The sequence below is a fragment of the Kitasatospora sp. NPDC041988 genome, from assembly GCF_055588525.1.
Genome location: NZ_JBVJCO010000003.1, coordinates 142,385 through 167,313 on the forward strand (window position 1 = coordinate 142,385; position 24,929 = coordinate 167,313).

23 protein-coding genes are annotated in these 24,929 nt (G+C 73.7%); 5 read left to right on the forward strand and 18 right to left on the reverse strand.

Annotated features, from left to right (window positions below; translation table 11 throughout):
* The 9 genes from ACZ6NC_RS05340 to ACZ6NC_RS05380 form a co-directional block, all read right to left on the reverse strand.
* Complete coding sequence (locus ACZ6NC_RS05340) at positions 1-474, reverse strand: VOC family protein (RefSeq protein WP_465729196.1); 474 nt, start codon at positions 472-474, stop codon at positions 1-3.
* A gap of 157 nt (positions 475-631) precedes the next feature.
* Positions 632-2,632: a phosphocholine-specific phospholipase C gene (locus ACZ6NC_RS05345; protein ID WP_465729198.1), complete on the reverse strand. Its 2,001-nt coding sequence runs from the start codon at positions 2,630-2,632 to the stop codon at positions 632-634.
* Positions 2,633-2,715: 83 nt separating this feature from the next.
* Entirely contained in the window at positions 2,716-4,161 is a 1,446-nt protein-coding gene (locus tag ACZ6NC_RS05350; protein WP_465729200.1) for an endonuclease/exonuclease/phosphatase family protein, read from the reverse strand.
* Between the two features lie 334 nt (positions 4,162-4,495).
* The gene (locus ACZ6NC_RS05355) at positions 4,496-4,699 is read right to left on the reverse strand and encodes an FAD-binding domain-containing protein (RefSeq protein WP_465729202.1); all 204 of its coding nucleotides are present in this window, start codon (positions 4,697-4,699) and stop codon (positions 4,496-4,498) included.
* A 184-nt stretch (positions 4,700-4,883) separates the two neighbouring features.
* Positions 4,884-5,240: a PRC-barrel domain-containing protein gene (locus ACZ6NC_RS05360; protein WP_465729204.1), complete on the reverse strand. Its 357-nt coding sequence runs from the start codon at positions 5,238-5,240 to the stop codon at positions 4,884-4,886.
* Positions 5,241-5,431: 191 nt separating this feature from the next.
* On the reverse strand, positions 5,432-6,460 hold the full coding sequence (locus tag ACZ6NC_RS05365) for a BadF/BadG/BcrA/BcrD ATPase family protein (protein WP_465729206.1): 1,029 nt from the start codon (positions 6,458-6,460) through the stop codon (positions 5,432-5,434).
* 190 nt (positions 6,461-6,650) lie between these two features.
* The gene (locus ACZ6NC_RS05370; RefSeq protein ID WP_465729208.1) at positions 6,651-7,544 is read right to left on the reverse strand and encodes a hypothetical protein; all 894 of its coding nucleotides are present in this window, start codon (positions 7,542-7,544) and stop codon (positions 6,651-6,653) included.
* A gap of 143 nt (positions 7,545-7,687) precedes the next feature.
* Positions 7,688-8,053 carry a darcynin family protein gene (locus ACZ6NC_RS05375; RefSeq protein ID WP_465729210.1) on the reverse strand — a complete coding sequence of 122 codons (366 nt, stop codon included), beginning with the start codon at positions 8,051-8,053 and terminating at the stop codon, positions 7,688-7,690.
* A 73-nt stretch (positions 8,054-8,126) separates the two neighbouring features.
* Entirely contained in the window at positions 8,127-9,020 is an 894-nt protein-coding gene (locus tag ACZ6NC_RS05380) for an NAD(P)H-binding protein (protein WP_465729212.1), read from the reverse strand.
* Between the two features lie 103 nt (positions 9,021-9,123).
* On the opposite strand from ACZ6NC_RS05380, the gene ACZ6NC_RS05385 reads away from it, so the two are divergent.
* The gene (locus ACZ6NC_RS05385) at positions 9,124-10,077 is read left to right on the forward strand and encodes a LysR family transcriptional regulator (protein WP_465729214.1); all 954 of its coding nucleotides are present in this window, start codon (positions 9,124-9,126) and stop codon (positions 10,075-10,077) included.
* A gap of 40 nt (positions 10,078-10,117) precedes the next feature.
* On the opposite strand, the gene dnaK is transcribed toward ACZ6NC_RS05385, so the two are convergent.
* The gene (gene dnaK, locus ACZ6NC_RS05390; RefSeq protein WP_465729216.1) at positions 10,118-12,004 is read right to left on the reverse strand and encodes a molecular chaperone DnaK; all 1,887 of its coding nucleotides are present in this window, start codon (positions 12,002-12,004) and stop codon (positions 10,118-10,120) included.
* Positions 12,005-12,444: 440 nt separating this feature from the next.
* Here dnaK and ACZ6NC_RS05395 point away from each other — a divergent pair, with 440 nt between their 5' ends.
* The 3 genes from ACZ6NC_RS05395 to ACZ6NC_RS05405 all read left to right on the forward strand — a co-directional run bounded on the left by ACZ6NC_RS05395 (position 12,445) and on the right by ACZ6NC_RS05405 (position 15,711).
* On the forward strand, positions 12,445-13,569 hold the full coding sequence (locus tag ACZ6NC_RS05395) for a DegT/DnrJ/EryC1/StrS family aminotransferase (protein ID WP_465729218.1): 1,125 nt from the start codon (positions 12,445-12,447) through the stop codon (positions 13,567-13,569).
* A 76-nt stretch (positions 13,570-13,645) separates the two neighbouring features.
* The gene (locus tag ACZ6NC_RS05400; protein WP_465729220.1) at positions 13,646-14,611 is read left to right on the forward strand and encodes an NAD-dependent epimerase/dehydratase family protein; all 966 of its coding nucleotides are present in this window, start codon (positions 13,646-13,648) and stop codon (positions 14,609-14,611) included.
* 11 nt (positions 14,612-14,622) lie between these two features.
* On the forward strand, positions 14,623-15,711 hold the full coding sequence (locus ACZ6NC_RS05405) for an MGDG synthase family glycosyltransferase (RefSeq protein ID WP_465729222.1): 1,089 nt from the start codon (positions 14,623-14,625) through the stop codon (positions 15,709-15,711).
* 88 nt (positions 15,712-15,799) lie between these two features.
* Here ACZ6NC_RS05405 and ACZ6NC_RS05410 read toward each other — a convergent pair whose 3' ends face one another.
* The 3 genes from ACZ6NC_RS05410 to ACZ6NC_RS05420 all read right to left on the reverse strand — a co-directional run bounded on the left by ACZ6NC_RS05410 (position 15,800) and on the right by ACZ6NC_RS05420 (position 18,563).
* Positions 15,800-16,528, reverse strand: coding sequence for a polysaccharide deacetylase family protein (locus ACZ6NC_RS05410; RefSeq protein WP_465729224.1), 729 nt, complete (start codon positions 16,526-16,528; stop codon positions 15,800-15,802).
* An 11-nt stretch (positions 16,529-16,539) separates the two neighbouring features.
* A complete protein-coding gene (locus tag ACZ6NC_RS05415) occupies positions 16,540-17,334 on the reverse strand; it encodes an SDR family NAD(P)-dependent oxidoreductase (protein WP_465729226.1) in 795 nt (264 codons plus the stop codon).
* A 341-nt stretch (positions 17,335-17,675) separates the two neighbouring features.
* A complete protein-coding gene (locus ACZ6NC_RS05420; RefSeq protein WP_465729228.1) occupies positions 17,676-18,563 on the reverse strand; it encodes a hypothetical protein in 888 nt (295 codons plus the stop codon).
* A 353-nt stretch (positions 18,564-18,916) separates the two neighbouring features.
* Here ACZ6NC_RS05420 and ACZ6NC_RS05425 point away from each other — a divergent pair, with 353 nt between their 5' ends.
* Positions 18,917-19,927 carry a phosphotransferase family protein gene (locus ACZ6NC_RS05425; RefSeq protein WP_465729230.1) on the forward strand — a complete coding sequence of 337 codons (1,011 nt, stop codon included), beginning with the start codon at positions 18,917-18,919 and terminating at the stop codon, positions 19,925-19,927.
* A gap of 31 nt (positions 19,928-19,958) precedes the next feature.
* Here ACZ6NC_RS05425 and ACZ6NC_RS05430 read toward each other — a convergent pair whose 3' ends face one another.
* From ACZ6NC_RS05430 to ACZ6NC_RS05450, 5 genes are all read right to left on the reverse strand, one after another.
* Positions 19,959-21,692: a condensation domain-containing protein gene (locus tag ACZ6NC_RS05430; protein WP_465729232.1), complete on the reverse strand. Its 1,734-nt coding sequence runs from the start codon at positions 21,690-21,692 to the stop codon at positions 19,959-19,961.
* A 199-nt stretch (positions 21,693-21,891) separates the two neighbouring features.
* A complete protein-coding gene (locus ACZ6NC_RS05435; RefSeq protein ID WP_465729234.1) occupies positions 21,892-22,545 on the reverse strand; it encodes a 4'-phosphopantetheinyl transferase family protein in 654 nt (217 codons plus the stop codon).
* Between the two features lie 113 nt (positions 22,546-22,658).
* Complete coding sequence (locus tag ACZ6NC_RS05440; RefSeq protein ID WP_465729236.1) at positions 22,659-23,483, reverse strand: hypothetical protein; 825 nt, start codon at positions 23,481-23,483, stop codon at positions 22,659-22,661.
* Positions 23,484-23,487: 4 nt separating this feature from the next.
* Positions 23,488-23,778, reverse strand: coding sequence for an acyl carrier protein (locus ACZ6NC_RS05445; RefSeq protein ID WP_465729238.1), 291 nt, complete (start codon positions 23,776-23,778; stop codon positions 23,488-23,490).
* 120 nt (positions 23,779-23,898) lie between these two features.
* Positions 23,899-24,831 (reverse strand): 3-oxoacyl-[acyl-carrier-protein] synthase III C-terminal domain-containing protein, encoded by a 933-nt coding sequence (locus tag ACZ6NC_RS05450; protein WP_465729240.1) that lies wholly within the window; start codon positions 24,829-24,831, stop codon positions 23,899-23,901.
* Positions 24,832-24,929: the final 98 nt, after the last annotated feature.

Genomic DNA, 24,929 nt, shown 5'->3' on the forward strand with positions numbered 1-24,929 from the left:
TCACCCCCGGGCCGCGTCGAGGAGCGGCTGGATCTCGAGCTTCTGCATCCGCATCATCGCCGCCATGACGCGGTCCACCTTGGCCCGGTCCGGGTCGGCGATCAGCTCCATCAGAACGCGGGGGGTGATCTGCCAGGAGAGGCCGTAGCGGTCCTTGAGCCAGCCACAGGCGCTCTCCTCGCCGCCGTCGGCGGTGAGCCCGGCCCAGAGCCGGTCCACCTCCTGCTGGTCGGCGCACTCCACCTGGAGCGAGATGGCCTCGGTGAAGCGGAACGTCGGACCGCCGTTGAGGGCGGCGAAGCGCTGGCCGGCAAGCTCGAACTCGACGGTCATGACGGAACCCTGCGGGCCGGGGCCGTCCTTGCCGTAGTGGGTGACGCCGATGATCCGGGAGTCGGCGAACAGCGAGGTGTAGAAGCGGGCGGCCTCTTCGGCCTGGTGGTCGAACCAGAGGAAGGTGACGATTTTCTGCATGCGCCCGACGGTAACCGCGGGGCCCGGCCCGGCGGCCGCGCCACGGCCGGGGGGTCACCGGTTCGGCGCCCCCGGCCCGTGGTGCGGCCCGGGCTTCAGCGGGTGATCACGTTCAACGGGTGGTCACCTTCAGCGGGTGGTCAGGTTCAACGGGTGGTCAGTGGACCCAGCCCGCGTAGCGCTGGGTGAACCGCAGGCCGGTGGCGGCCGTCACGACGACGTCGTAGCGGCCCTGCTTGTCCAGCGGCCAGGCCAGGTTGGCCTGCTTGCCGGGCTTGACCCAGACCGTCTGCGCGGTGCCCGCGAAGTCGTTGGGCGCGGCGGTGAAGGCGACATCGGTCATACCGTCGTTGACCAGCTGGAGGGTGAGCCGGGAGGAGTTGCTCAGGTCGGCCGTCACGATCGGCACGCCGACGTCGTTCTGACCGTCCGGGCTGCCCGAGCCGTTCTGGCCGTCACGGACGACGGTGCCGGCGAACCGGCGAACGAAGCCGTCGGGGCCGTGCACGGTGAAGTCGTAGCGGCCGTTGGTCCTGGCGGCCTCCCAGACGTGGGTGGCCGTGGCGCCGGGGGCCACCGTGTAGGGCGTGCCGGCGAAGGGGAGCAGGATGTTCGGGTAGACGGTGTACGGGAAGGCGACCGTGCCGTCGTTGGCCATGGTGCAGGTGACCCTGCCGGTCTTCCGGTCCACGTCGATGTCGGCCCAGGGCTGGTAGGGCAGGTGGCGGTGCAGGCGCTCGCCGCGTTCCTGGACGGGCATCGACTGGGCGCCGGCGGCCGGGAGTCGGACACCGGGGAGCTTGGTGCCCGCGTCGGCCTTGGCCATCAGCGCGTTGGTGTCCGGGAGTCGCGGTATCGAGAGGTCCGGGGCGGCGAAGTCGAAGCAGCTGGTGAGGTCGCCGCAGACGGCCCGCCGCCACGCGGAGATGTTGGGTTCGGCGACACCGGTGACCTGCTCCATGAACCGCAGCACCGAAGTATGGTCGAACACCTGGGAGTTGACCCAACCGCCGCGCGACCAGGGAGAGGCGACCCAGAGCGGCACCCGGTTGCCGAGGCCGATCGCCCGCCCCTGGGTGAACTCCTCGGGCGTACCGGGCTCCGGGGTGGGCGGGACCATGTGGTCGAAGTACCCGTCGTTCTCGTCGTACATGACGAGGAAGACGGTGTGCTGCCAGACCTCGGGGTTGGACATCAGCGACTGCAGCGCCATGTTGACCCAGTGCGCCCCGTACGCCGGGCCGGCCTCCGGGTGCTCGGAGAAGAGGTAGGGGGCGACCAGCCAGGAGATGGTCGGCAGGGTGCCGTCCTTGCAGTGGGCGTCGAAGGCGGCCGGGTCGAACTTGGTCATCGCGTTGATGTAACGCGGGTCCGTGGTGGGGAAGTTGTGGAACTGCTTGAAGTAGGAGAGGGCGTTGTCGTCGTAGTCGCCCGTCCGGTCGTCCTTGCTCGGGTTGTGGTAGACGCGCCAGGAGACGCCGGCCGCCTGGAGGCGCTCGGCGTACGTCGTCCAGTCGGCAACGGGGTTGTCGGTGACGGGCGTGTTGTCGATCCACGGGCCGGTGGTGCCGTCCCGGCCCGGGCCCGCCGTTCCCGTCCAGAGGTAGAGGCGGTTGGGGTCGGTCGGGCCCGCCAGGGAGGTGAAATACGCGTCGCAGATCGTGAACGCGTCGGCCAGCGCGAACTGGTAGGGGATGTCCTCGCGGGTGAAGTACCCCATCGTGCGCTCACCCTTGGCGGCGATCCACTTGTTCATCGCGCCGTTGTTGATCGCCTGGTGGCCCGTGGCCCAGTCGTGCGGCAGGCCACCGGCGTTCTGGGCGTTGTACTTGGAGGTGTCCATCCGGTACGGCAGCATGGCGCCGCCGTCGCTGCGCCCGGCATCGGGCTGGCGGAACACGTCGGTGCCGTCCGGGAACTGGAGCGCCTGCTTGTCACCGAAGCCACGGACGCCGTTGAGGGTGCCGAAGTAGTGGTCGAAGCTGCGGTTCTCCTGCATCAGCACGACGACGTGCCTGACGTCCTTGATGGTGCCGGTGAGGCGGTTGGCGGCGGGCGCGGGTGCGGCCTCGGCAGGTGCGGCCGGAAGGCCGACCACGGCGGCGGCGCCGGCGGCCGCGGTGGCGCCGACGAAGGTACGGCGGGAGAGTTCGGACATGGCGAACAGGCCTCTCGGGGGTGGCGGAGGAGGGTTGGCGGGCGCCGGGTGCGCGGGGGTGTGCGGGTGCGCGCGCTGGGCCGTCAGAGCTGGAAGGTGGCGACGGCGGCGGCCGTGTCGGAGGGCCACTGGTTGGCGGCGAGGGCGGCCGGGTCGGTGCCGGTGGCGGGCCAGTCGGCGACCAGGGTGTGCGCCTCGACCAGCTTCAGCGGGCCGCTGTACAGGACGTAGTCGATCCGGTCCTGCGGCTCCGGCTTGCTGCCGCGCTGCTTGCGGACGGGGGACCAGGTGTGGCCGGGCGCCTTGGCCGGGTTGCGGTTCTCCTCGCGGAAGCTGTCGGTCAGTCCGGCGGCCTGGAGCACGGTGGTCACCGGCCAGGCGACCGGGCCGACGCCCCCGTGCACGGCGGCGGTGGCGGCCGTCCAGTCCAGGTGCGACGGCGAGGAGAGCGCCCCGGCGAGGACGACCGGGGTGTCCCCGGAGGCGTCCGCCCGGACGGCGTCGGCCAACGCCCGGGCCTGCTGGAGGCGGGCGGAGGAGTTCTCGGCGGCGGTCACCTCGGCTGCGCTCCGGCCGTCCTGCACGGCGTACGGGCCGTAGTCCGCCTCGTCCAGGTGCGCGGCCCAGAACCGGACGCTGCGGCTCCCGGGCAGTTGCACCGTCGCGCCCGCGGCGGGCAGCGAGGCCGTGGGGGCCGTCACGGCGGTGAGCGGGTGGCGACTGAGGATGCCCACGCTCCCCTGGCTCTGGTAGGCGTACCAGCCGAGCGCGTCGGCGAGCGCCCGGGCGGCCGTCCCGGCGGTCTCCTGCAACGCCAGCACGTCCAGGCCCTGGGCGAGAACGACGCGCAGCTGCTTCTCCAGTGCGTCGGTGAAGGCGGCGCCCGCGCTGGCGAGGTTCCAGCTCGCCACCTTCAGGCGCAGCGGTCCGGCCGGATCGGCGACCGGGATCTGTACGGTCACGCTGTCGGTGGCGCCGGCGCTGTCCCGGACGCCGACGACGACCGCCTCGGGGTCCCTGGTCGTGCCGGCGGGCGCCGTGCCGGTGACCGTGCCGTCGGCGGCCACCGAGAGCCAGGCGGCGCCGCTGATCCTGCGGAAGGTGGCGGCCCCTGCCGGGTTGCCGGCCGGACGGGACCACAGGCCGCCGAGCCGCACCGAGACGGCGGCGCCGGGGGCGACCGGGGCGGTGGTCAGCGCGTCGACGACGCTGTGCGGGCGGACGACGGCGGGCTTGGGGCGGAAGCCGAACGGCTCGGACGTCGCCAGGATGCCGTAGCCGTCCTTGGCCAGCAGGTACGCGGTGTACGGGCCGCCGGTGAGCGCCGAGGTGTCGAGCTGGACGTCGCCGTCGGCGGCCGGGGTGTACTTCCACTGCAGGGAGCTGCCGGTGCCCGGCAGGCGGGTGCCGTCGTAGATGCCGACCCAGTTTTTGGCGTCGGGGGCGTCGGTCGTCCAGTGGAAGGTGAGCCGGTCACCCTCGGCGGGGCTGGCGGGTGAGGTGAGCGTCAGGGCGCTGCCGGTGGCCACGGTTGTCCTGTCCGCCGCGCTCGGGCGGCCGGCCCGCCGGGGGTGCGGGCGAGGCAGGGCCGTCGGCGGCTGGTCACGGAGGCGGGAGGAGGGTTGCCGCAGTTGGCTGTACAACTGCGTGCGGCCCCATTCATCCGAAGGTCAGCGACCAGGACATGAACGACGCATGACGGACTATCGGGCGATCCGGGAACTCCGGGGCTGTGACGGCGGCCTCGCCTGGCCGGGGTGCGCTCGCTGCGGACGTCCAGGGCGGGCACGGGGGACGAGTCGGGCGGCGGGCGCGCGGGGGGCAAGCGGGCAGGCGAGTCGGGCAGGCAGGCGGGCAGCCGGCTCAGTCGAGACCGCGGCCGTGGTGGAGGCGGGCGGCGATCGTGTCGGGGTCGACGAGCGGCGCCGGGTAGCCGGCGGGCGGGCGGTCCAGGCGCCACGGGCGGTGGACGGCCCACCCGGGGAGGGCGGCGAGTTCGGGCACCCAGCGCCGCACGCAGGCGCCGTCCGGGTCCAGCCGGTCGGCCTGGGCGAGCGGGTTCAGCACCCGGTTCGGGGAGGGAACGGGGGACGCGGGAAGGGAACGGGGGACGCCTCCGGGTCGGCCCGCAGAGTGTTCGGGGCCGCGCTTCACCCGAATGGCGGAGGTCCGCCCGACCTCCGCCGTCCCGGGCCACCCCGGCCGCGTCGGGCCGCCGGGGCCACCAGGGCCGCCGGAAGCTGCCGGGCGCTCAGCGCCGGGCGAGCCGGCGCTCGCCGCCGGCACCGGTCTCGTAGGCCAGTCCGTAGTGGGCGAAGACCGCCGGTTCGTCCTCGGCCGGCAGGACGTCGTCGGTACCGATCGAGGGCGCCTGTTTGACCAGGCTCTTGGGGAACGCGACCCGTACGTACCCCGGCCCGACCACGGCGCCGTCCAGCGGGACGAACGCCAGCCGGTGGCGGGTCGGCAGGCCGACCGTGACCGTGGCGAAGAACGGCTGATCGCTGACGGTCTCCACGTAGACGGATTCGAGTGTGCCGATCCGGTGGTCCTTCTCGTCGACCACGGCCTGGCCGCGCCATTCCCTGATGTCCGCCATACCGATCACGACGGCCTCCCTTCGCCGGCCCGTTCTGCTGGTGGTGCCCGGGAAGCTCGTGACGCCCGGGAAGATCCATCCTGCGCCGCTCTGCGCCGCTCTGCCCGGCGAGGGCGGTCAGGGGCATCCGGAGCACGTTGGGCGCGCACCCTCGGGGGTGGCGTTCGGGCGGGCGTTCGGACCCGCGTTCAGACCGGAGTTCACCCGGCGGGGGTGCGCAGGACGTCGAGCAGGGGCGGGTCGACCGGCCAGGGCAGGCCCGTTGCCGCGGTGGCGGCCAACCGCAGGGCTCCCAGCAGGGGCGGGCCGTCGGGCCGGTGGAGGCGGGCTGCCGGGAGGCGGGTGGTCAGTGCGGTGCGGCTGGCTTCGCGGAGGCGGCTGAGACGGAAGAGGCCGCCGGTCAGGGCGAGTACGGGTTCGGTGAGCCCGGCGGCGGTGGCGGCGGCCGTCGCGCTGGCGGCGATCTCCTCGGCGGCCCGCCGGACGATCCCGTCCGCGACCGGGCAACCGGCGTCGGCCGCGGCGGCCACGTCCGGTGCGAAGGCCGCCAACAGCGCGGCACGGTCGGGGCGCGGCTGGAGCGCGGCGGGCAGACCGGTCACCGGGCCGTAGCGCTGCTCGGCCGCCGCCAGCAGGGCGGGCGAGCCACCTGCCCGCCCGTCGTACGCGCGCAAGGCCGCCTCCAGGCCCGCGCGACCGATCCAGCTGCCGCTGCCGCAGTCGCCGAGCAGTTGGCCCCAGCCGTCGGCGCGCCGCCAGCCCGCGTCCGGGTGGTAGCCGACCGCCACCAGGCCGGTGCCGGCCGCCACCACGACTCCGGCCCGGGTGCCGAGCGCACCCACGTAGGCGGCGACGGCGTCACCGGCCAGCACCAGCCGCGCCGCCCCGGTGGCGTGGGCCAGCGGACCGGGGAGCTTCGCGGTGAGGTCGCGGCCGAGCAGCGCCATCCCGGTCGCGCCGATGGCGACCGAACCGATCCGCGCGCCCGTGGGCAGCCCGGCGGCCAAGGTGTCGAGGGCAGGGAGCAGTTCGGCGAGAAGCGCATCCGCGTCGTGGCCCGCCGCACCGACCCGCGCAGCCAAGGCGACGCCCGTCGTCCGCGCGCCGGAGAGGTCCACGGGCCAGGTGTCGGGCGCAAGGGCGAGCCGGATCCCGGTACCGCCGACGTCGATGCCGGCCACCCAGGTGTGGGCCGCCGGTTCGAGCCGGTCCGTTCGACCCGACAGCATGGAACCACCCACCTCTCGGTCGGGCGGGAGCCTCCGCCACTACGCGGACCCGGACGGGCGATCGCCCTGCTCCACCGGAAGCGGGCCCCGGCACGGCGCCGCGCCCCGGCCTGACGGCCGCCGCCGACACTACCCGCGCTCCCGCCGCACGGCTGCGTGGGCCGGCACAGACCGGGCGGAGCCACGCCGCTCACTCCTCGCCGGTGGGGAGGATCCAGTCGAAGGGCATCAGTTCCTTCTCCCAGGGGGCCAGGGCGGCCAGTTCGGTGGCGGCTTCGGGCGTCCGGAGCAGGCAGCGGTGGCGGAGCAGTTCGCGGCGCTCGCGAGGTGTCAGCAGCCGCTCCTCCGGGCTGAGGTTCTCAGGGTGGTCGGGGCCGAGTACCGTGCTGCCGTCGATCGGGCGGTCGCCGTCCACGTTGAGCCGGTCGCCGGACGAGGTCCGGTAGTCGAGCCGGAGGCCGGTCGCCCACTGCGAGTTGCCGCCCCAGCCCTGGGAGAGGTCGACGGTCGGCCTGTGACGGCGCCGGAAGCCCCAGTACAGCGGCGAGCGGTCGGCCACACCACGCTGCGCATGCCCGGCGCCGGCCCGGACCCGGACGCCCGCCCGGCCGAACACGAGGTCGCCGAGCATCAGGCCCGGCCAGAGCACCTCGGTGACCTCGATCGGCGACCGGGGGTCGTCGGCCTGCTCGACCTCGACGATCTCGTGCAGGACCGGGTCGAAGCCGCCCCCGACCCCGGAGGCTGTCATGCCGAGGGCGCCGAACAGCCCGAGGTACTCGTGGTCCGGCACCGCCGGCCACGGTACGCCGGTGTCCACCGCGTCGCGGGAGGGCTGCCGGCCGAGCAACAGGATGTCGCTCACCCGACTCAGGGCGTAGAGCTGCCGGTTCAGGCGCTGCACGCTGTCGTCGGTGCGGTACGCCGTCCACCATCCGCTGCACTCGGCCGCCACCGCGAGCGAGGTGCGGTACCCGCCCTGCGCCCGGTCGAGCCACGGTGCGACGACCTCCCCGTACGCATCCGTGCCCTCGTAGTCCAGCAGGCCTTCGTAGAGCTCACGCGCTCCCACCCTGTTCCCCATGGACCGGACTCTATGCGAGGGCCGGCGGGCCGGGCCGACCGTTTCGGCCCGGTTCCGGGTCACCGCGCGCCGCTGCACGGGCGGAGGCGCCGCGGGACGGCGGCCGGAGGGCATCGGACCGGTCGCGCGGGGTGGGCGGCGTGTCAGGTGGTGATGGTGGCGACGGGTTCGAGGCCATAGGTGTGGGCGTAGCCGTTCTCGGTGCCGACGAGGAGGTCGACGACCTCGAAGTAGCGGTCCCAGAAGGGGGTTTCGCGCAGTGCGTCGATGAGGAGCCGGTAGGCGTGGTGGTCTTCCGCTTCCCACACCCAGACGTCGGTGACGCGCGCGGAGTAGAACTCGGTGTCGTAGAAGCGTGACCGGACGCCGGTGGTCCTGGCCTCGATCACGGGCAGGACCTGGGTGGTGAAGGCGTCGACGCGCTGTCGGACGGTCAGGGCGAGCCACTCGGGTGTGGTCTTGACGAGCATGAACGCCGTGACCGGTGGTTCGGTTCTCACAGTGGGCATCAGGGGGCCTCCGAAGTGGCAGGTGGTCTTGGTGCGCTGGGCCACTGTGTGTCCCGGCGACAGGTGGTGGGCTTCAGGAGAGGACGGCGGGCTTGAGGGTCCGGGCGCACCACTGCTCGAAGCCGGTGGGGGAGGCGGTGTTCGGGGTGCGGGTGACGCCGGCGTCCAGGCCCTGGTCCTTGGCCCGCTTCATGTCGACGATGCCCTGGACGAATGCCTCGTTGAGGCCGTAGGCGACGAGGGTGGTGTGCAGCTCGTCGAGTGTCTGGCGTTCGTAGCGGACGGGGCGGCCGAGCTGTTCGGTCATGATGCGGGCCAGGTCGTCGGGCGAGAGATCCTGCGGCCCGAGGACGGGGACGCTGCCGGTGCCGGTCCACGAGCGGTCCAGCAGCAGGCCGGCGGCCACGGCCGCGATGTCGGCGGTGGCGACGAGGGGAGCCTTACGGTCGGCGTCGACGGAGTCGGTGAACACGCCCTTGTCGCGGATCGAGTCGGACTCCTCCAGGAGGTTCTCGAAGAAGGACGGGTTGGCCAGGGCCCGGTAGGCGACGCCGCTGCCGGCGATGAGGTCGTCCAAGGCGAGGGAGGCGGTGACAAGGCCGGCCCGGTCGGCGAGCGGGGTGCCGCGGCCGAGCGCGGAGACGCCGACGACATGGCCGACGCCGTGGGCGGCGAGCGCCCTCACGGCCGGTCCGCTGAAGCCGCTGTAGGCGTCATACGGGGTCAGGGCGGCGTCCGGAGGGGCGAGCCAGAAGACGGCGTCCGCACCCTCGAAGGCCCGGTCGACGACCTCGGCGTCGCCGTGCGAGCCGACGATCACCTCGACGCGTCCGCGCGCCGCGTCCGGAAGCCGGGCCGGGTCGCGCACGATCACGCGCAGCTCCTCGCCTGCGGCGGGGCCGGACTCCAGGAGCCGGGAGAGCAGGTGACGGCCGATGTTCCCGGTGGGAGCGGTGATGACGATCATGAAAACCTCGCAGGTCGTGCCGGTCGGTACGCCCCCCATCCTGCGAAGGAGCACGGTGTTGCCACAATGGGAACTTCAGCACGGAATCATTGACTGAAATGGAATGATGCTGGTGAACAGCCCGGATTCGGCCCTCGACGCCAATCTCGCCATCGCGTTGGACGCCCTGCTGGCCGAGCAGAGCGTCACCCGGGCCGCCGCCCGCCTGCACACCTCGCCCGCCGCCATGAGCCGCACGCTCGCCCGCCTGCGCCGCACCCTGCAGGATCCGCTGCTGGTCCGGGCCGGGCAGACCATGGTCCCCACCCCGCGGGCCCAGGCCCTGCGCGAGGAAGCCGCGGCCGTGGTGCAGCGCCTCGGAGCCCTGCTCAGCCCCGATACCGGCGTCGACCCCGCCACCCTGCGCAGCACCTTCACCCTCCAGACCGCCGACCTGGTCGGCGCGGCACTGGCCCCCGGACTGCTGCGCCTGGCCGAGCAGGAGGCACCGGGGGTCTCGTTCCGGCTCCGGGCCGAGGAGTTGGAGGCGGGCCCAGCCCTGCGCGACGGCCGGATCGACCTGGAGGTCGGGTCCATCGACCACGTGGACCCCGAAACCAGGGTCGAGGAACTGGTCAGCCTCCGCATGATGGCGGCCGTCCGGCCCGGCCATCCGCTGGCCGAAGGGCCCCTGACCCCGGCCCGGCTCGCCGCCGCCCAACACGTCGCGGTCAGCCGCCGCGGCCGGTTCACCGGCCCCCTCGACACCGCCCTGGCCGAGCAGAACCTTCATCGGCGGGTCGGCATCGTCCTCCCCAGCCACCTGGCCGCCATGACCCTCGCCGCTCGCAGCGACATCGTCTGCCTCGTACCCGCGGCACTCCCCGGCGCCGCCCCCTCACCCCTCACCGGCGACGCCATCGCCCTCGGACTACACCTCCTGGACATCCCCGTGGCGCTGCCGCCCGTGACCGTCGGCATGGCCTGGCACCCCCGCCATGCGGCCGACAGAGCCCACCACTGGCTCCGCAACGCCATCCGCCGCACCCTCCGCACACCCGGGAGCCCGACCACATGACCTGACCGAGACACCGAGGCGCCGGGACGGCCGAACCGGCTCAGCCGCCCGGGCCCTTGGGCTTCTCGTCGTCCACGATCTCGGCGTCGACGACCTCCTCCTCGCCGCCCGGCGCGCCCCCGGAGCCGTCCGCCTGGCCGCCCGTGGTGCCGTCCGCGGGCTGGGCGCCGGAGCCGGACGAGGCCTGGGAGTAGATGGCCGTGCCGATCTTCTGCGCCACGACGGCAGCCCGCTCCATCGAGATCCGGACGGCGGCGGCGTCCTCGCCCTTGAGCTTCTCCTTGAGGTCGGCGAGCGCCGCCTCCACCTCGGCCTTGACGTCGCCGGGGACCTTCTCGGGATTGTCGGCGAGGAGCCGCTCGGTCGAGTAGACGAGCTGCTCGGCCTGGTTGCGGGTCTCCGCGGCCTCCTTGCGCTGCCGGTCCTCCTCGGCATGCTGCTCGGCGTCGCGCATCATCCGCTGGATGTCGTCCTTCGGCAGCGAGGAGCCGCCGGTGACGGTCATCTTCTGCTCGCGGCCGGTGCCGAGATCCTTCGCGGCGACGTGCATGATGCCGTTGGCGTCGATGTCGAAGGTGACCTCGATCTGCGGCAGCCCCCGGGGCGCGGGCGGCAGGCCGGTGAGTTCGAACATGCCGAGCCGCTTGTTGTACGAGGCGATCTCACGCTCGCCCTGGAAGACCTGGATCTGCACGGACGGCTGGTTGTCCTCGGCCGTGGTGAAGATCTCCGAGCGCTTGGTCGGAATGGTCGTGTTGCGCTCGATCAGCCTGGTCATGATGCCGCCCTTGGTCTCGATGCCCAGGGACAGCGGGGTGACGTCGAGCAGCAGGACGTCCTTGACCTCGCCCTTCAGCACACCGGCCTGGAGCGAAGCACCGACGGCCACCACCTCGTCCGGGTTGACGCCCTTGTGCGGGTCCTTCCCGGTGAGCGACCTGACCAGCCCGGTGACGGCCGGCATCCGGGTCGAACCGCCGACCAGGATGACGTGGTCGATGTCGGCCACCTGGATCCCGGCGTCCTGCACCGCCTGGTGGAACGGGCCCTTGCACCGCTCCAGCAGGTCGGCGGTGAGCTGCTCGAACTGGGCGCGGGTGAGCTTCTCCTCCAGGTGCAGCGGACCGTCCGCGGAGGCGCTGACGTAGGGCAGGTTGATGCTGGTCTCGCTCGCCGAGGAGAGCTCGATCTTGGCCTTCTCGGCCGCCTCGCGCAGCCGCTGCGCGGCCATCTTGTCCTTGGCGAGATCGATCCCGTAGCCGTTCTTGAACTGCTGTACCAGGTGGTCCACGACCTTCTGGTCCCAGTCGTCGCCGCCGAGCCGGGTGTCGCCGTTGGTGGACTTCACCTCGACGACCCCGTCGCCGATCTCCAGCAGTGAGACGTCGAAGGTGCCGCCGCCGAGGTCGAAGACCAGGATCGTCTGGTCGTTCTCCTTGTCCAGCCCGTACGCGAGCGCCGCCGCGGTCGGCTCGTTGACGATGCGCAGCACCTTCAGGCCGGCGATCTCGCCCGCCTCCTTGGTCGCGGTGCGCTGGGAGTCGTTGAAGTACGCCGGCACGGTGACGACGGCGTCGGTCACGTCCTCGCCCAGGTAGGCCTCGGCGTCGCGCTTCAGCTTCTGCAGCACGCGGGCGGAGATCTCCTGCGCGGTGTAGCGCCGGCCGTCCACGTCACCGGCCTCGGGGAAGCGCCACTGCGCGTCGCCGACGTGCCGCTTCACCGAACGGGCGGTGCGGTCCACGTTGGTCACCGCCTGGCGCTTGGCCACCTCGCCGACCAGCACCTCGCCGCCCTTGGCGAACGCCACCACCGACGGCGTGGTACGGGCGCCCTCCGCGTTGGGGACGACGGTGGGTTCGCCGCCCTCCAGGACACAGACGACGGAGTTGGTGGTGCCCAGATCGATCCCGACCGAACGAACCATCACCGGCCTCCTTCCGCAGACGCCCCGCCGGGCCGCGGGACTTGAGTCGGACCGAGTCAATTGTCACTCCGCCGGGGCGTGCGCGTCGTCCTCGCCGGGCAGGCACCTCGTGCACTGCGTGCGCAGTAGTGGCGACACCCGTACGGAGTAGCCGGGGTCTACGTACGGAGTAGCCAGGGCCTAGGTACGGAGTAGCCGGGGTCTACGGAGGGCGACGGAAGGTCACCTCCCGGCGGCCCGGGCGGGCGGCGCGGGGGCGGGGCGGGACGGCCGAAGGGCCCGCGGATCACCCGGGCGGGCGGTGACGACAGGCCGGGGCCGGGCGGGCGAAGTAGCGTGATGTGCCTGGCCCGACCGTTTTGCCCGGTCTGCCCAGAGATGCACCTTTCCCAGAGATACATGTCCGTTGAAGTGTTCATCCTGCTGCCGGAGGAGGCCCGATGGGCGTTCCAGCCGCTCGCATCGTCTTCGACGAGAGCGACCGTTCAGCCGTCGCGGACGCGGTGACGGAGATCCTCGCCACCGGCGCGCTGACGCTCGGCCCCTGGACCGAGCGGTTCGAGCAGGCCTTCGCGGCCGAGCACGGCGCCTCGCACGCGGTCGCCGTCGCCAGCGGCACGGCGGCGCTGGAGATCGTCCTGCGCACCGTCGACGTCCGCGACCGTGACGTGGTCGTCCCGGCCGTCACCTTCTACGCGACCGCCGGCGCCATCGTGCACGCGGGCGGGCGGCCGGTCATCGCCGACGTCGACCCGGCCACCTTCGCGCTCAGCCCCGCGACGCTGGAGGCGGCGCTCACCCCGGACACCGCCGCCGTGGTGCTGGTGCACATCGGCGGGCTGATCACCCCCGACGTGGACGCCCTGCGCGCGATCTGCGACCGGCGGGGCATCCCCCTGGTGGAGGACGCCGCGCACGCCCACGGCAGCAGCTACGACGGGCGCCCCGCCGGGTCGTTCGGCCTGGCCGGCGCGTTCTCGTTCTACCCGACCAAGGTCACCACCAGCGGCGAGGGTGGCATGATCCTCACCGAGTCGGCCGAGCTGCGCGACGAGGCCCGGATCCACCGCGACCAGGGCAAGGGCTCGTTCACCACCAACCACCACGTCCGGCTCGGCGCCTCCTGGCGGATGAGCGAGCTGAACGCCGCCGTCGGCACGGTGCACCTGCGGCGGCTCAAGGAGTTCGTCGAGACCAGACGCCGGGTCGCCCAGCGGTACGACGCGGCGCTCGCCGGCCTCGACGGCCTGCGGTCGATGGCCGAGCCGGCCGGTTCGCGCAGCAACTACTACAAGTACGTGGCGCTGCTGCCGGCCGGCGTCGACCGCGCCGCGTTCAAGCGCGCGGTGGCCGAGGAGCACGGCGTCCGGCTCTCCGGTGAGGTGTACGACCTGCCGTTGCACCTGCAGCCGGTGCTGGCCCCCTACCGACGGGAGCCGCTGCCGGTCGCCGAGGACCTCTGCCGCCGGCAGATCTGCCTGCCGGTGCATTCCGACATGACCGAGGACGAGACCGACCAGGTGATCGCGGCGGTCACGGCCGTCCACCGGCGGCTCGCGGGATGACCCCCTGCCGGGAGCATCCCGCCGTCCGGAGAGCCCGGAGAGCCCCGACCCAGCGAGCCGGAGAAGGAGAGAGAACGTGCGCGTAGCCGTCACCGGGGGGTGCGGATTCATCGGCTCACACGTCGTGGACCGGCTGCTGTCCGCCGGGCACGAGGTGCTCGCGGTGGACACCACCGACAAGTACCTCAACCCCGGTGCCGAGCACGCCCGGATCGACATCCTGGACCTGCCCGCGCTCACCGCCGCCCTGGACGGCAGCGAGGTGGTCTTCCACCTCGCCGCGATGGCCGACGTCGAACGCGTCGCCGCCGACCCGGTCCGCGCCGTGCGCGTCAACATCGACGGCACCGAGGCCGTCCTGGAAGCGGCCCGGCTCAGCGGCCTCAGCCGCACCGTGCTGGCCAGCACCGTCTGGGTCTACGGTGCCGCGCTCGCCGAGGCCGGGATGGACAGCGGGGAGCAGGAGCTGGACGAGCACGTGCCGATCGAGCTGGAGCACAGCGGGCACCTGTACGTCGCCACCAAGCTCGCCGCCGAGATGCTGGTGCACAGCTACCGGGAGCTGTACGGGCGGCACTTCACCATCCTGCGCTACGGCATCCCGTACGGGCCGCGGATGCGCGACGAGCTCGTGGTCGCCCGGTTCGTGCAGGCGGCACTGGCCGGCCGGCCGATCACCATCGCGGGCGACGGCCGGCAGAGCCGCAACTTCGTCTACGTCGAGGACCTCGCCGACGCCCACGTCCGGGCCCTCTCCCCCACGGCCGAGGACCAGACCTTCGCACTGGAGGGCTCGACCGCGATCTCGGTGCGGGACATCGCCGACACCGTCGACCGGCTGCTCGGGCCGGTCAGCATCGAGCACATCGAGGCGCGGGCCGCCGACTACTCCGGGCGCCGCATCTCGGCCGCGCAGGCCAAGCGGCTGCTGGGGTGGTCGCCACGGACCAACTTCACGGACGGGGTGCGGCGGTACGCCGACTGGTACCGGGACGAGGCCGCGCCGGCCCCCGCGCCCAAGCCCGCGCCGGGCACGTCCTGAGGCCGCGCCCGGTGCCGCACGCGCTGCTGGTCTCCGGCTCGCTCGGACAGGGCCACGACGTGATGGCCCAGGCCTGCGCGGACTCGCTGCACGACCGCGGGTGGACCACCACCACCGTGGACGCGATGGCCCTGCTCGGCCAACGGGCGGGCGCAGCCGGGGAGCTGGTCTTCCGCCGGCTGCTCGACCTGCCCGGGGTCTACGACGCCTTCCACTTCTCCGCGCTGCGGCCCGGCGCCCGGATCGCGCTGCTCGCCGACGCGGCGGCCCGGACCCGGCTGGTGCCGGCCCTGCGGGAGCTGATCGGGGAGCAGCGGCCGGAACTGGTGGTGTCGGTGTTCGCCACCGCGACCTCGGCGGTGAACCGGCTGGGCCGGGACCACGGCGGGCCCGGCTTCCGCCACCTCGTCCTCTGCACCGACGTCACCCCCCACCGGCTCTGGGTGCAGGACGGCACCGACCTCTTCCTGGTCACCTCCGAGGCCGCCGCCTGCGCGGTGCGGCGCTACCGGCCGGACGCGGCGGTCGCCGTACTGCCCGCGCCGCTGCGCGAGCCGTTCTACCACCCGCCGGGGCGGGCACAGGCGCGGGCCGAGTGCGGTGTGCCGCCGGACGCACGGTGCGTGCTGCTGATGTCCGGGTCCTGGGGGCTCGGCCCGCTCGCCCGGACGGCAGCCTCGCTGGCGGACACCGGGCCGCACGTGCTCGCCGTGGCCGGCCGCAACCGCGAGCTGGAGCGCCGGCTCCGGCACGCCGCCGGGCACCGGCCCAACCTGCACCCGTTCGGGTACACCGACCGGATCCCGGCGCTGATGGCCGCCGCCGACCTGGTGGTGACCAGCTCCGGCGACACCTGCAGCGAGGCGCGGGCGCTCGGCCGCCGGCTGCTCCTGCTGGACGTCGTCCAGGGCCACGGCCGCGACAACCTCCAGCACGAACTGGAGCTGGGCCACGCCGACGTGACCTCCGCCCGCCCCGCCGAGGTCGTCCGCAACGCCCTCGCCGCCCTGGACCGCCCCTCGCCGGCCCCCTCCCCCGGTGCCTCCCCGGACGGCTGGCGGACGGGGTTCGCGGCGGCGCTGGAGCAGGTGGGGCTGTAGGAGGTGGGGCTGTAGGAGGTGGGGCTGTAGGAGGTGGGGGGTACGGGGGACGGGTTGCGGGGGCGGGTTGGAGCCGCCCCCCGGCGCGTTACGGCACGCCGTGGTCGCGCAGCGGGCCGAGGGTCAGGCCGTGGCTGCGGCAGTGGGCGGCGATCAGGGGGAGGGCGCCGAGGGTGGCGCGCCAGGAGCCGGGGGCCGAGGTGCAGTCCGAGTCGTGGAGCAGCAGGGTGGCGCCACCGGTGAGGCCGGGGCGGGCGGTGGCGAAGACGGAGTCCGCGGTGGCGTGGTCGGTCCAGTCCCGGCCCCAGGCCGTCCACAGGACGGTGCGCAGGCCGAGGCGGCGGGCGGCCAGCGCCGGACCGGCGGTACGGACTCCGTAGGGCGGGCGGTACCAGCGGGGCCGGGCGCCGCAGAGCTCGGCCACCGCCTCGGTGGCGCGGCGCAGCTCGCGCAGGTCACGCCCGGGGGCCGGGTACCACTGCTGCCGGTGGTGCCAGCCGTGGACGGCGACCTCGTGGCCACGGGCGACCAGCTCGCGGCCGAGGCCCGGGGCGCGTTCCAGCATCGCGCCGAGCAGGAAGAAGGTGGCACGGGCACCGATGCCGTCGAGGGCGTCGAGGATGTACGGGGTCCCGCGCGGGTCCGGGCCGTCGTCGAAGGTCAGTGCCACATGGCGGGGTTCGGTGCCGTACCCGGCGGTGCGGCGGGCCACCGTCCGGCGGACGGCGGTCAGGCGGACGACGGCCGGGGAGAGGTGAAGGAACTGGACGCTCGCCGCCGCCAGGGCGGCCCGGCGGACGGTACGGGCCCGGTCCATCGGCGCCGGCCTCACCCGAACCGGGCGGCCATCCGCCGGAACGCCCCCGGTGCGACGCCGTGGATCCGGGCCGGGAAGCCGAGCCAGCGCGGGACGAAGGGCCGGTCGCAGGCGGTGGTGAGAGTGGCGAACACGGTTTCGGCGACCAGCTCGGGAGTGACCGGGCGGGGGCGTTCGCGCTGGTAAGGGGTGCCGCGGCGGGCGAAGAACGGGGTCTCGACCGCGCCCGGCAGAACGATCCGGACGCCGACGCCCGTCCCCCGCAGCTCGTACCAGAGGCTCTCGGCGAACATCGCCAGCCCGGCCTTGGTCGCCGCGTAGGCGGCCTCGTCGCGGACACCGACCTGGCCGGCCATCGAGCCGAGCAGCACGATCCGGCCGCGGCCGCGCTCCAGCATGCCGGGCAGGAGCAGGCGGACCAGACGCAGCGGCGCGGCGAGGTTGACCTCGATCATCCGGTCCAGGGTGTCGGTGGGCGTCTCGGCGAAGGGGCCGCGCCAGCCGAGGCCGGCGCTGGCGATCAGGGCGTCCACCCGACCGGCGGCGGCGAGGGCGGCTTCGGCGAGACGCTGCGGGCCGTCCGGCTTGGCGAGGTCCTCGGGCAGGGCCCGGCCGCCGGTGCGGGAGGCGACATCGTCCAGGCGGGCGCGGTCGGTGCCGGAGAGGAGCAGCTGCCAGCCGGCCGTGCCGAGGCGGGCCGCCGTGGCGGCGCCGATGCCCGAGGAGGCGCCGGTCACCAGGGCCACCGGCGGGTCGGCTGCGGGTCGGCGGGGCTTTCGGAAGGGTTGATGGGCTTCGTCCGTCATGGCTCCTGCCGCTCTGTGCGCGCCGCGCCGTCGGCCGGGTCGGGCGCGTTCGTCCCGGACGTGTGCCCGGCGCGTCGGCCCGGCGAGTTCTGTGCCGTGTGGCCTGTACCTGCGAGCCCTGTACCTGCGAGCCCTGTACCTGCGAGCTCTGTGCCTGCGTGGTCTGTGCCTGCGTGGTCTGTCCGGTGTGATGTGTCCGGTGTGTTCCGTCCGTCATCTTTTGCCCGGCATGCCACCTTCGCACGGCGGCGCCGTCCGGGCGACCGGGCGCCGTTCGGGGTACGGGTGCCGTTCGGGGTGCCCGAGGGCCGTCTGGCGGCCTGCCGGGGTGGCAGCACGGCCTACCGGGGTGGCAGCGCGGCCTCCGCCGCCTCGTCCGAGACCGGACGAGCGGAGGGGCCCACCTCGGGCTCCACCTCGCCGAAGCGGGAGAGCACGAAGGTGCCGCCGACGGCGACCGCGAAGCCGGTCAGCGCGCACCAGGCGTAGCCGGGGCGCGCCGCGTCGCCGAGCGCGGCCACGCCGACCAGGGCCGGGCCGAAGGTCTCGGCGACCGTCCCGGCCGCCGTCGCCGCCGTCACCGTGCCGCGTTGCAGCGCGAGCGCGTACGCGAGGTAGCCGCCCAGGCCGCCGACCGCGAGCGCGTACGCCGCCGGATCGGTGAAGACGTCGGCCGGGCCGGCGATGTCGAGGACCCGCACGGCCAGGCTGGTCACACCGAAGCCCACACCCGCGAGCAGGCCGAGGCCGGCCGCCGCCGCGTTGCCGCTGCGGCGGGCCAGCACCACGGTGAGCAGCAGCATCAGCGCCGTGGTGGCCAGCAGCGACCAGTGGAAGGCGGGCGGGGCCTGGTCGCGGCCCTCGTGGCCGGAGCCGAGCGCGAGCAGGGTCAGGCCGGCCACCACGGCGGCGATCCCGGCCAGGTCGGAGCGGCGCAGCCGGGCGCCGAGCAGCCGGGCGGCGGCAAGTGCGGTGACCGCCAGACTGGCGTTGGTGACCGCCTGGACGAGGAACAGCGGCAGGGTGCGCAGTGCGACGATGCTCAGCACGAAACCCGCGATGTCCAGACCGGTGCCGAGCAGGAACTCCCACGAGCGGGCCAGCGCGGCCAGCAGCCCGACCCGCACCCGGTCCGCCCGGGGCGACGACCGGGCGCCGCGCGCCTGGAAGACCGACCCGAAGCCGAAGCAGACGGTCGCGACCAGCGCGGTGGTGAGTCCGAGCAGCATGGCTCTCCCAGCCTCGGGGGCAGGATCCACCACCAGTCTCTGCCCGCACGGCCGGGCCCGCACCGGAGGCGGAGTGGGTGTGAGGCGCGGTGGCCGGGCGACGAGCGGCGAGCCCCGGTCGTCCTCGGGCCGGCGACATCCCGACGACATCCCGGCTCGGCTCGGCTCGGCGCGGCCCCCTGGCTGGAGCGGGGGCCAAGCCGGCTTCACACGACGACGTCGAAATCCCTCCTCGTACGCGCGCAGGCATCACCTAGGATCAGCCGCTTGTGCGGCGGTGTGCCCGAGGGTCGGCTCCTTGCCCTCCTCCGGCAGAGAGGAGCCGCCCGGCCGGGACGTGGGGGAGGCAGGTCGTGGACGTGGCACGGAGAGTCGTCACACGTGATCATCTGGCAGGGGTCGCGCGTGCGGCTCTGGGAGCCGGACATCGCCTCGTCGGCGTGTCACGGCTCCGAGGCGGTAGCAGGAAAGGCGTGTACCGCCTCAGCTTCGACGATGATTCCACCGCGATCGTCTACATCTGGGACGACGCCGAGAGCTACTGGCCCGCCGCGCACGCCGACGACGCCGGGAACCACGCGGACCCGTTTTCGCCCGCCTCCGGCATCGAGCTGTTCGAGGCCGCCAGCAGACGCCTGGACACCCTCGGGATCCGCACGCCCCGGATCCGCCTGGCCGACCGGAGCAGGAGCCACTACCCGGCGGACATCGCGGTGGTCGAGGACGTGCCCGGCGAGAACCTGGACGCACTGCTCCGTGACGACCCGCGGAGTGCGGAAGCCACCCTGGCGCGACTCGCCGAGGCACTCGGCGTGATGCGGCGCCACACGGGTCCGGGCTTCGGCAAGGTCGCCCTGGTCGACAACGGCGGCATCTCCCGGGGCCGCTCGTGTGAGCAGGTCGTCCTCGACCGCGCGCTCGAAGACCTCGCCGAAGCCTCCTCGCGCGACGCGCGGATGGCAGGCGCCGGCGCCCGCTTGGAGGAAACGGTTCGCAGCCTGGCTGCGGCAGTGCGCCCGCGCGCGGAGTACGGGCTCGTCCACGGGGAGCTCGGACCGGACCACGTGCTGGTGGACCGTGGCGGGCAGCCGGTCCTCATCGACATCGAGGGCCTGATGTTCTTCGACGTCGAGTGGGAGCACGTGTTCCTGCGAATCCGATTCGGCGAGCACTACCGGTGGTTGAACAGTGGTGGCCTCGATGAGCAGCGCCTGGACTTCTACGGGCTGGCCATGCGCCTGTCCCTCGTCGCGGGACCGCTTCGGCTCCTCGACGGCGACTTCCCGGACCGCGACGCCATGATGGGGATCGCCGAGTACAACCTCCGGCAGGCGCTTGCCTTCCTGCCCGCAAACGACCGCTGAATCCCCTGGAGTCGATCGTCCGGGCCGCCCCTCACGGGGAGCCCGCGGCGGGGCCGGCGATCTCCGGGTCGCGGCCGGTGCCTTCGGCGGTGACCGGCAGGGTGCTCCACGGTGGCGGCCCATCCGGGAGGGTGCCGGTGGCCCTGTGGACGAGGTAGTGGTGCGGGGCCATCGCGGTGTCGTGGCCGGGGAGGACCGCCACCACCGCCCGGTGGGCGGCGAGCGGGGTGAGCGCCGGATCGCGGGTGGCGATGCGGGCGACGAGGCGGCCGTCCACCAGCTCGACCCCGGTGCTCCCGGTGGCGCCGAGGGCCTCGGCGACCAGGGCCCGGACGGCGTCCAGGTCGGTCCAGCAGCCGTCGATCAGCTCCCACGCCCCGGTCCGGACGGCGGACGGCACACCGGTCAGGGCGGGCAGATCGGCGAGCGGGAGCGGTCCCCGTGCGGCGGCTGCGAGGACGGCCGGCAGGGCGAGCGCGAACCGCTCGGTCTCCGTGCGGTCGAGCACCTGTGGGCAGGCAAGCAGGACGAACTCCAGGCTGCCGGAGGTCCGAAGGACGTTGAGCATGATGCGGACCGTGAGCGGCTGGTCGGGCAGCCAGGTCAGTTCGGGGTCGCCGACCGGGGCGGGGCGGGCGTCCGACATCGCTTCGGGGATGGTCAGGCTGAGGTCGTTGACGACGACCTGGCGGGCGAAGCGGGCGCCGCGCAGGTGGGCGACGTCCTCGATCAGCTGCCAGACCTCCCCGGCGGGGAGGGTGCTGTGCCAGTAGCCGGCGAGGGAGGCGGCCTTGGTGCGGCCGATCAGCTCGTCCAGGTCGACGGCGCCGGCGTCCAGCGCGATCAGGGCGTCCTGGGCGAGGGTGCCGATGTGGTCGGCCATTGCGGCACGTTGACGGTTGGCGGAGAGGGCGGCCAGCACCAGCGTGGAGTGGCCGGCGCGCCGGGCGACCAGGGCAGCGAAGGCCGCGAGCAGGACGACCGAGGGGCTCGCGCCGGTCCGCTGCGAGGCGGCGGCGAGGTCGGCGCCGGCCGCGCGGGAGCGCAGGACGACGGCGGCGACGCCGTCCGCAGGGCCGGTGATCCGGGAGTCGGCGAAGACCGCCTGCGGGCCGGTGGCGAGAATCCTCTGCCAGTGCCCGAGCCCGGCCGCCGCCTTGCGCCGGCCCTGGTCGCTCCGTTCCCGGGCGGCCACCTCCAGCGGGGTCCGGGCGGTTGCGGGCGGCAGCTCCTTGCCGGCGGCGAGCACCAGCCAGTCCTGGATCAACAGGGTGGTCGCGGCGCCGTCCGCGCCGGCGTGGCAGACCACCACGACCAGCCGCAAGGCCCGGTCGGCGTCGGTCAGCAGGGTGAAGCGGAGCCGGATGCCCTCCGCCAGGTCGAACGGGACGGCCACCTCGGAACGGCCCGACTCCTCGGCAAGCCGGTCGAGTTCGGCTCCCGGAAGGTCTCCGGTGTCGAGCACGGTGACGGTGAACTCGCCCTCGCCGCGGACCTCCTGGCGCTCCGGGAACGCCTCCGGGCCGGGGCCGGGCGGGAAGACGGTACGCAGGGAGTCGTGCCGCTCGACGAGGACGCGCAGCGCGTCGAGGGCGGCGGGCAGGGTGGTGCCGTCCGGCACCGGCCAGACCGAGTCCTTGTTGATCTGGGCGGGCCGGTCGCGCCGGATGCAGCGGATCATGTTGTCCTGGCCGAGGGTGAGCGGCCCGGAGCCGCTGCTCGCGCCGCTGTACCGGACCGTGATCCGCCGGCTGGTCTCTGTCACGTTGTCCGTGCCCTTCGGCTCGCCGGGGTTCCAGGGGGGTCTGAGGGGGCTGAGGGCGGCCGAGATGGCCGAGATGACTGAGGGGCCCGGCAGGGTCTCGCCGGGGTCTCGTCGGGATCTCGTCGGGGTGCGGACCGGGACGCTACCAGCGACCCGGGAAAGTGGTCCAGACCAGATATCCAACATCTCTGATGGATCATCAATTATGCGATGAGACAGCAGCAATGAGAGAAGACGGTGCGGACCACCGGTGCAGGCGGAGCCGGAACGGGCGCTCGCCGGCGGCCGCCACGGCGGCCCGGAACGGCCCCGGCACCGGGGCGTCGTCGATCCGGCAGGGGCCGTCGCCGAGGGCACCCACGCCGGCCAGGAGGAGCGGCGCCGGCCCGGCCAGCGGCAGGCCGAAGCCCTGCACCAGCCGACCGCCGTACGCCTTGACACAGGCCTCACGGCGGCACCAGAGCTCGGTGAAGCGCTCGGCCAGGGCGGCGGGCGAGGCGGACTCGGCCAGCGACGCGGCTTCGGCGCCCGGGAAGTAGCGGTGGGCGATCCGGGCCGCGACGCGCGGATCGCGGACCTCCTCGACATCGGCGCCGACCGACCGTCCGTCGGCGAGAGCGAGGACGGCGAGGGCCCCGGAGGCGGAGTAGCTGACACCGAGCGCACGGCCTTCGCCGGCCGGCTCGGGTTTGCCGTGGGGGCCGCGGCGCCATACGAGTTCGGCCGGGTGCAGACCCAGACGATCGGCCACGAGCAGCCGGACGGCGCCGTGCACGACGGTGAAGCGGCGGCCGGCGCCTGGGTCCGGCCTGGCAGCACGGGCGCGTTCGCCGGGGTCGAGCAGGGTGCTCAACGCCCTGACCACGGGCTCGGGCTGGTCGGTCGGTATGACCCAGAGATCAACCCCGTCAGCCGGGGAGGCCGGGGCGGGTGGGGCGGCTGGGGCGGCCGGATCAGACAGGGCGGTCACGGCCCGACCCGCAGGGTCAGGGTGCTGAACACGCCGAGCCGGCGATCGAGACCGGCAGCCAGCACGGGCCGCCGTTCGGCCTGCCAGGCGGGGAGCCGTTCGGCCAGCGCGGACCAGAGCCCGGTGAACGGCTGGCCGCCGGGCACCTCGACCACTCCGTCGAGGCCGGGGTCGGCCGCCAGCCCGGGGCCGAGCAGCACCGCCGCACCCTCCCCCAAGGCCTCCGCCTCCACCCCGACCGTCTTCGCAGCGAGTTCGGCATCGGCCGACGAGATCTGACGAATCATCAGGGAGTCGCCTTCCGCCTCCTCACAGACCAGCACGACCACACAGTGCCGCTCGGGCAGCTCGACCGGTTCGGCCGCCTGGTAGTGCAGGGCGGTCTGCTCGGCCAGCACCACCACCGCCCGCCGGCAGGCCCCCGTCCGGTGGTACTCGGCGGCGATGCGCAGGGCGCTGAAGGCCGCGGCCGAGCCCTGGTCGCAGAGCGCGAAAGCGAGCGGCTCGCCCGGGCAGGACCGGCTGAGAGCCAGCGAACTCGGCGCCCCCGGGCGGACGTCCGGGGAGTCGAAGGCGAGGATCAGCAGGTCGACCGGTCGGCCGTCGGCAAGTACCTCGCGCAGCAGGCCCTCGGCCATCTCCTCATAGGAGTGGCCGACGCCCTCGGCCAGCAGGTCCTCGCGCAACGGCAGCCCGTACGGGCGGACCAGGTCGGAGACGAAGACCCTCAGGTCCGGGTCGAGCGAGGTCTCCGACCGGCCGTCGACGTACCCGGCCACGACCCGGGTGAGGGCCAGGCCGGGGGCGGAGGCGGCGGCCACCCGGTCAGCCCTCGGGGATGATGTGGCCGGCCACGTAGTCGGCCAGGCTGGTGACCGAGCGCAGGTCATCCTCGCCGATCTGCTCGACGTCGACCTGGATGTCGAGCGCCTCCTCGACCTCCAGGATCAGTTCGATGGTGCCCGCCGAGGTGAGGCCGAGGTCGTCGAAGAGGCAGGCGTTCTCGGGGATTTCGGGGAGGTCGCGCTTGAGCACGCGCGGCAGCAGCTCGCCGAGGCTCTGCAGGATCCGCTCGCGCAGCTCGGCTTCAGTGGTCTGGACCACGGAGTCTGGCATGGATGTCCCGTCCCGTCGTGCGTGAGAGGTGAATGGGTGCGGTGAATGCGGCCGGCCGAGGGTGTGGTCGTCCTCGTCGCGCCGCCGTGTCGCCTACGGTGAAGCTGAACTGACGATCCGTCAGTATTCGACGGCCATGGCGGAGAAGGTGGCTCCGACACCGGCGGCGGCGATCAGGTAGCGGTCGCCGCGGCGGAGCAGCCCACGTGTGGTGGCGGTGTGGAGATTGATGAGGCTGTCTGCAGCGAAACTGTGCCCGACCGAGGGCACGTTGTCCAGCACCACCTTCTCCACCGGGTACCCGATCCGGCGGCAGATCATCCGCCAGGAAGCCTGGTTGACGTTGTGCGGAAGGACGACCGCCACGTCCGAGAGGTCCAGACCTGCCTGGTCGAGGGCGGCCTCGATCGCCTCGATCATCACCGCCGGGTACTCGCGCTGGTAGCGGGCGAGCAGATCCGGATCCCCGGCCAGGCGGCCGTCGAACTCGGGCCGGTGGCGGACGGCATAGGAGAGCACGCGGTTGCGCTCGCCGGTCGCGCGGACCAGGCAGGCGGCCGCGCCCTCGGCGAAGATCCCGGTCTCGGGCACCACCTGGGCGTCCTTGGTGAAGGTCTTCTCCCCGGCCAGGACCAGGGCCAGCGCCTCCGGGTCGTCGGTGCCGGCCAGCAGCCGGCCGGCCAGGTCGACGGCCAGCAGGCCCACCGCGCAGGCGTGGTGGGTCACGGTGAAGGCACCGGCGTGTGCCAGGCCGTAGCGGTCGAGCAGTTGGTGCAGCGGGTTGAGCGGGTACGGCACCGCCACCGGCATGCTGCGCGCGTGGATCACGAAACGGACGTGCCGTTCGCGTCCGCGCAGCTCCGGTAGTGCGTCGACGGCGGCGCCGAGCAGGTCGGGCAGCGTCCCGTCCGGGTCCAGTCGCAGCTGGTCCAGGCCGTGGAAGCGGCGGAAGAGTCGAAGTTGACGTGGGGTCAGGCCGATGCGTTCGCCCACCGCCTCGATGGGCACGGTGTGGTGGGGAAGGTGGACGGCCACTGCCTCCAGTGCGGTCACGCGGGCTAGTATTCCGACGCCCGACGGGTCGCACAAGTGATCTCGGGCCGTTCGGGCGCGAGTGCGCACACACGCCCCCGGAATCATCCGCCCCCTGC

Coding starts and splice junctions, on each gene's coding strand:
- dnaK (WP_465729216.1), bottom strand. CDS start 12,004: ATGGTTCGTTCGGTCGGGATCGATCTGGGCACCACCAACTCCGTCGTC.
- ACZ6NC_RS05340 (WP_465729196.1), bottom strand. CDS start 474: ATGCAGAAAATCGTCACCTTCCTCTGGTTCGACCACCAGGCCGAAGAG.
- ACZ6NC_RS05370 (WP_465729208.1), bottom strand. CDS start 7,544: ATGGGGAACAGGGTGGGAGCGCGTGAGCTCTACGAAGGCCTGCTGGAC.
- ACZ6NC_RS05445 (WP_465729238.1), bottom strand. CDS start 23,778: ATGCCAGACTCCGTGGTCCAGACCACTGAAGCCGAGCTGCGCGAGCGG.
- ACZ6NC_RS05415 (WP_465729226.1), bottom strand. CDS start 17,334: ATGACGGACGAAGCCCATCAACCCTTCCGAAAGCCCCGCCGACCCGCA.
- ACZ6NC_RS05420 (WP_465729228.1), bottom strand. CDS start 18,563: ATGCTGCTCGGACTCACCACCGCGCTGGTCGCGACCGTCTGCTTCGGC.
- ACZ6NC_RS05345 (WP_465729198.1), bottom strand. CDS start 2,632: ATGTCCGAACTCTCCCGCCGTACCTTCGTCGGCGCCACCGCGGCCGCC.
- ACZ6NC_RS05410 (WP_465729224.1), bottom strand. CDS start 16,528: ATGGACCGGGCCCGTACCGTCCGCCGGGCCGCCCTGGCGGCGGCGAGC.
- ACZ6NC_RS05395 (WP_465729218.1), top strand. CDS start 12,445: ATGGGCGTTCCAGCCGCTCGCATCGTCTTCGACGAGAGCGACCGTTCA.
- ACZ6NC_RS05375 (WP_465729210.1), bottom strand. CDS start 8,053: ATGCCCACTGTGAGAACCGAACCACCGGTCACGGCGTTCATGCTCGTC.
- ACZ6NC_RS05385 (WP_465729214.1), top strand. CDS start 9,124: ATGATGCTGGTGAACAGCCCGGATTCGGCCCTCGACGCCAATCTCGCC.
- ACZ6NC_RS05380 (WP_465729212.1), bottom strand. CDS start 9,020: ATGATCGTCATCACCGCTCCCACCGGGAACATCGGCCGTCACCTGCTC.
- ACZ6NC_RS05365 (WP_465729206.1), bottom strand. CDS start 6,460: ATGCTGTCGGGTCGAACGGACCGGCTCGAACCGGCGGCCCACACCTGG.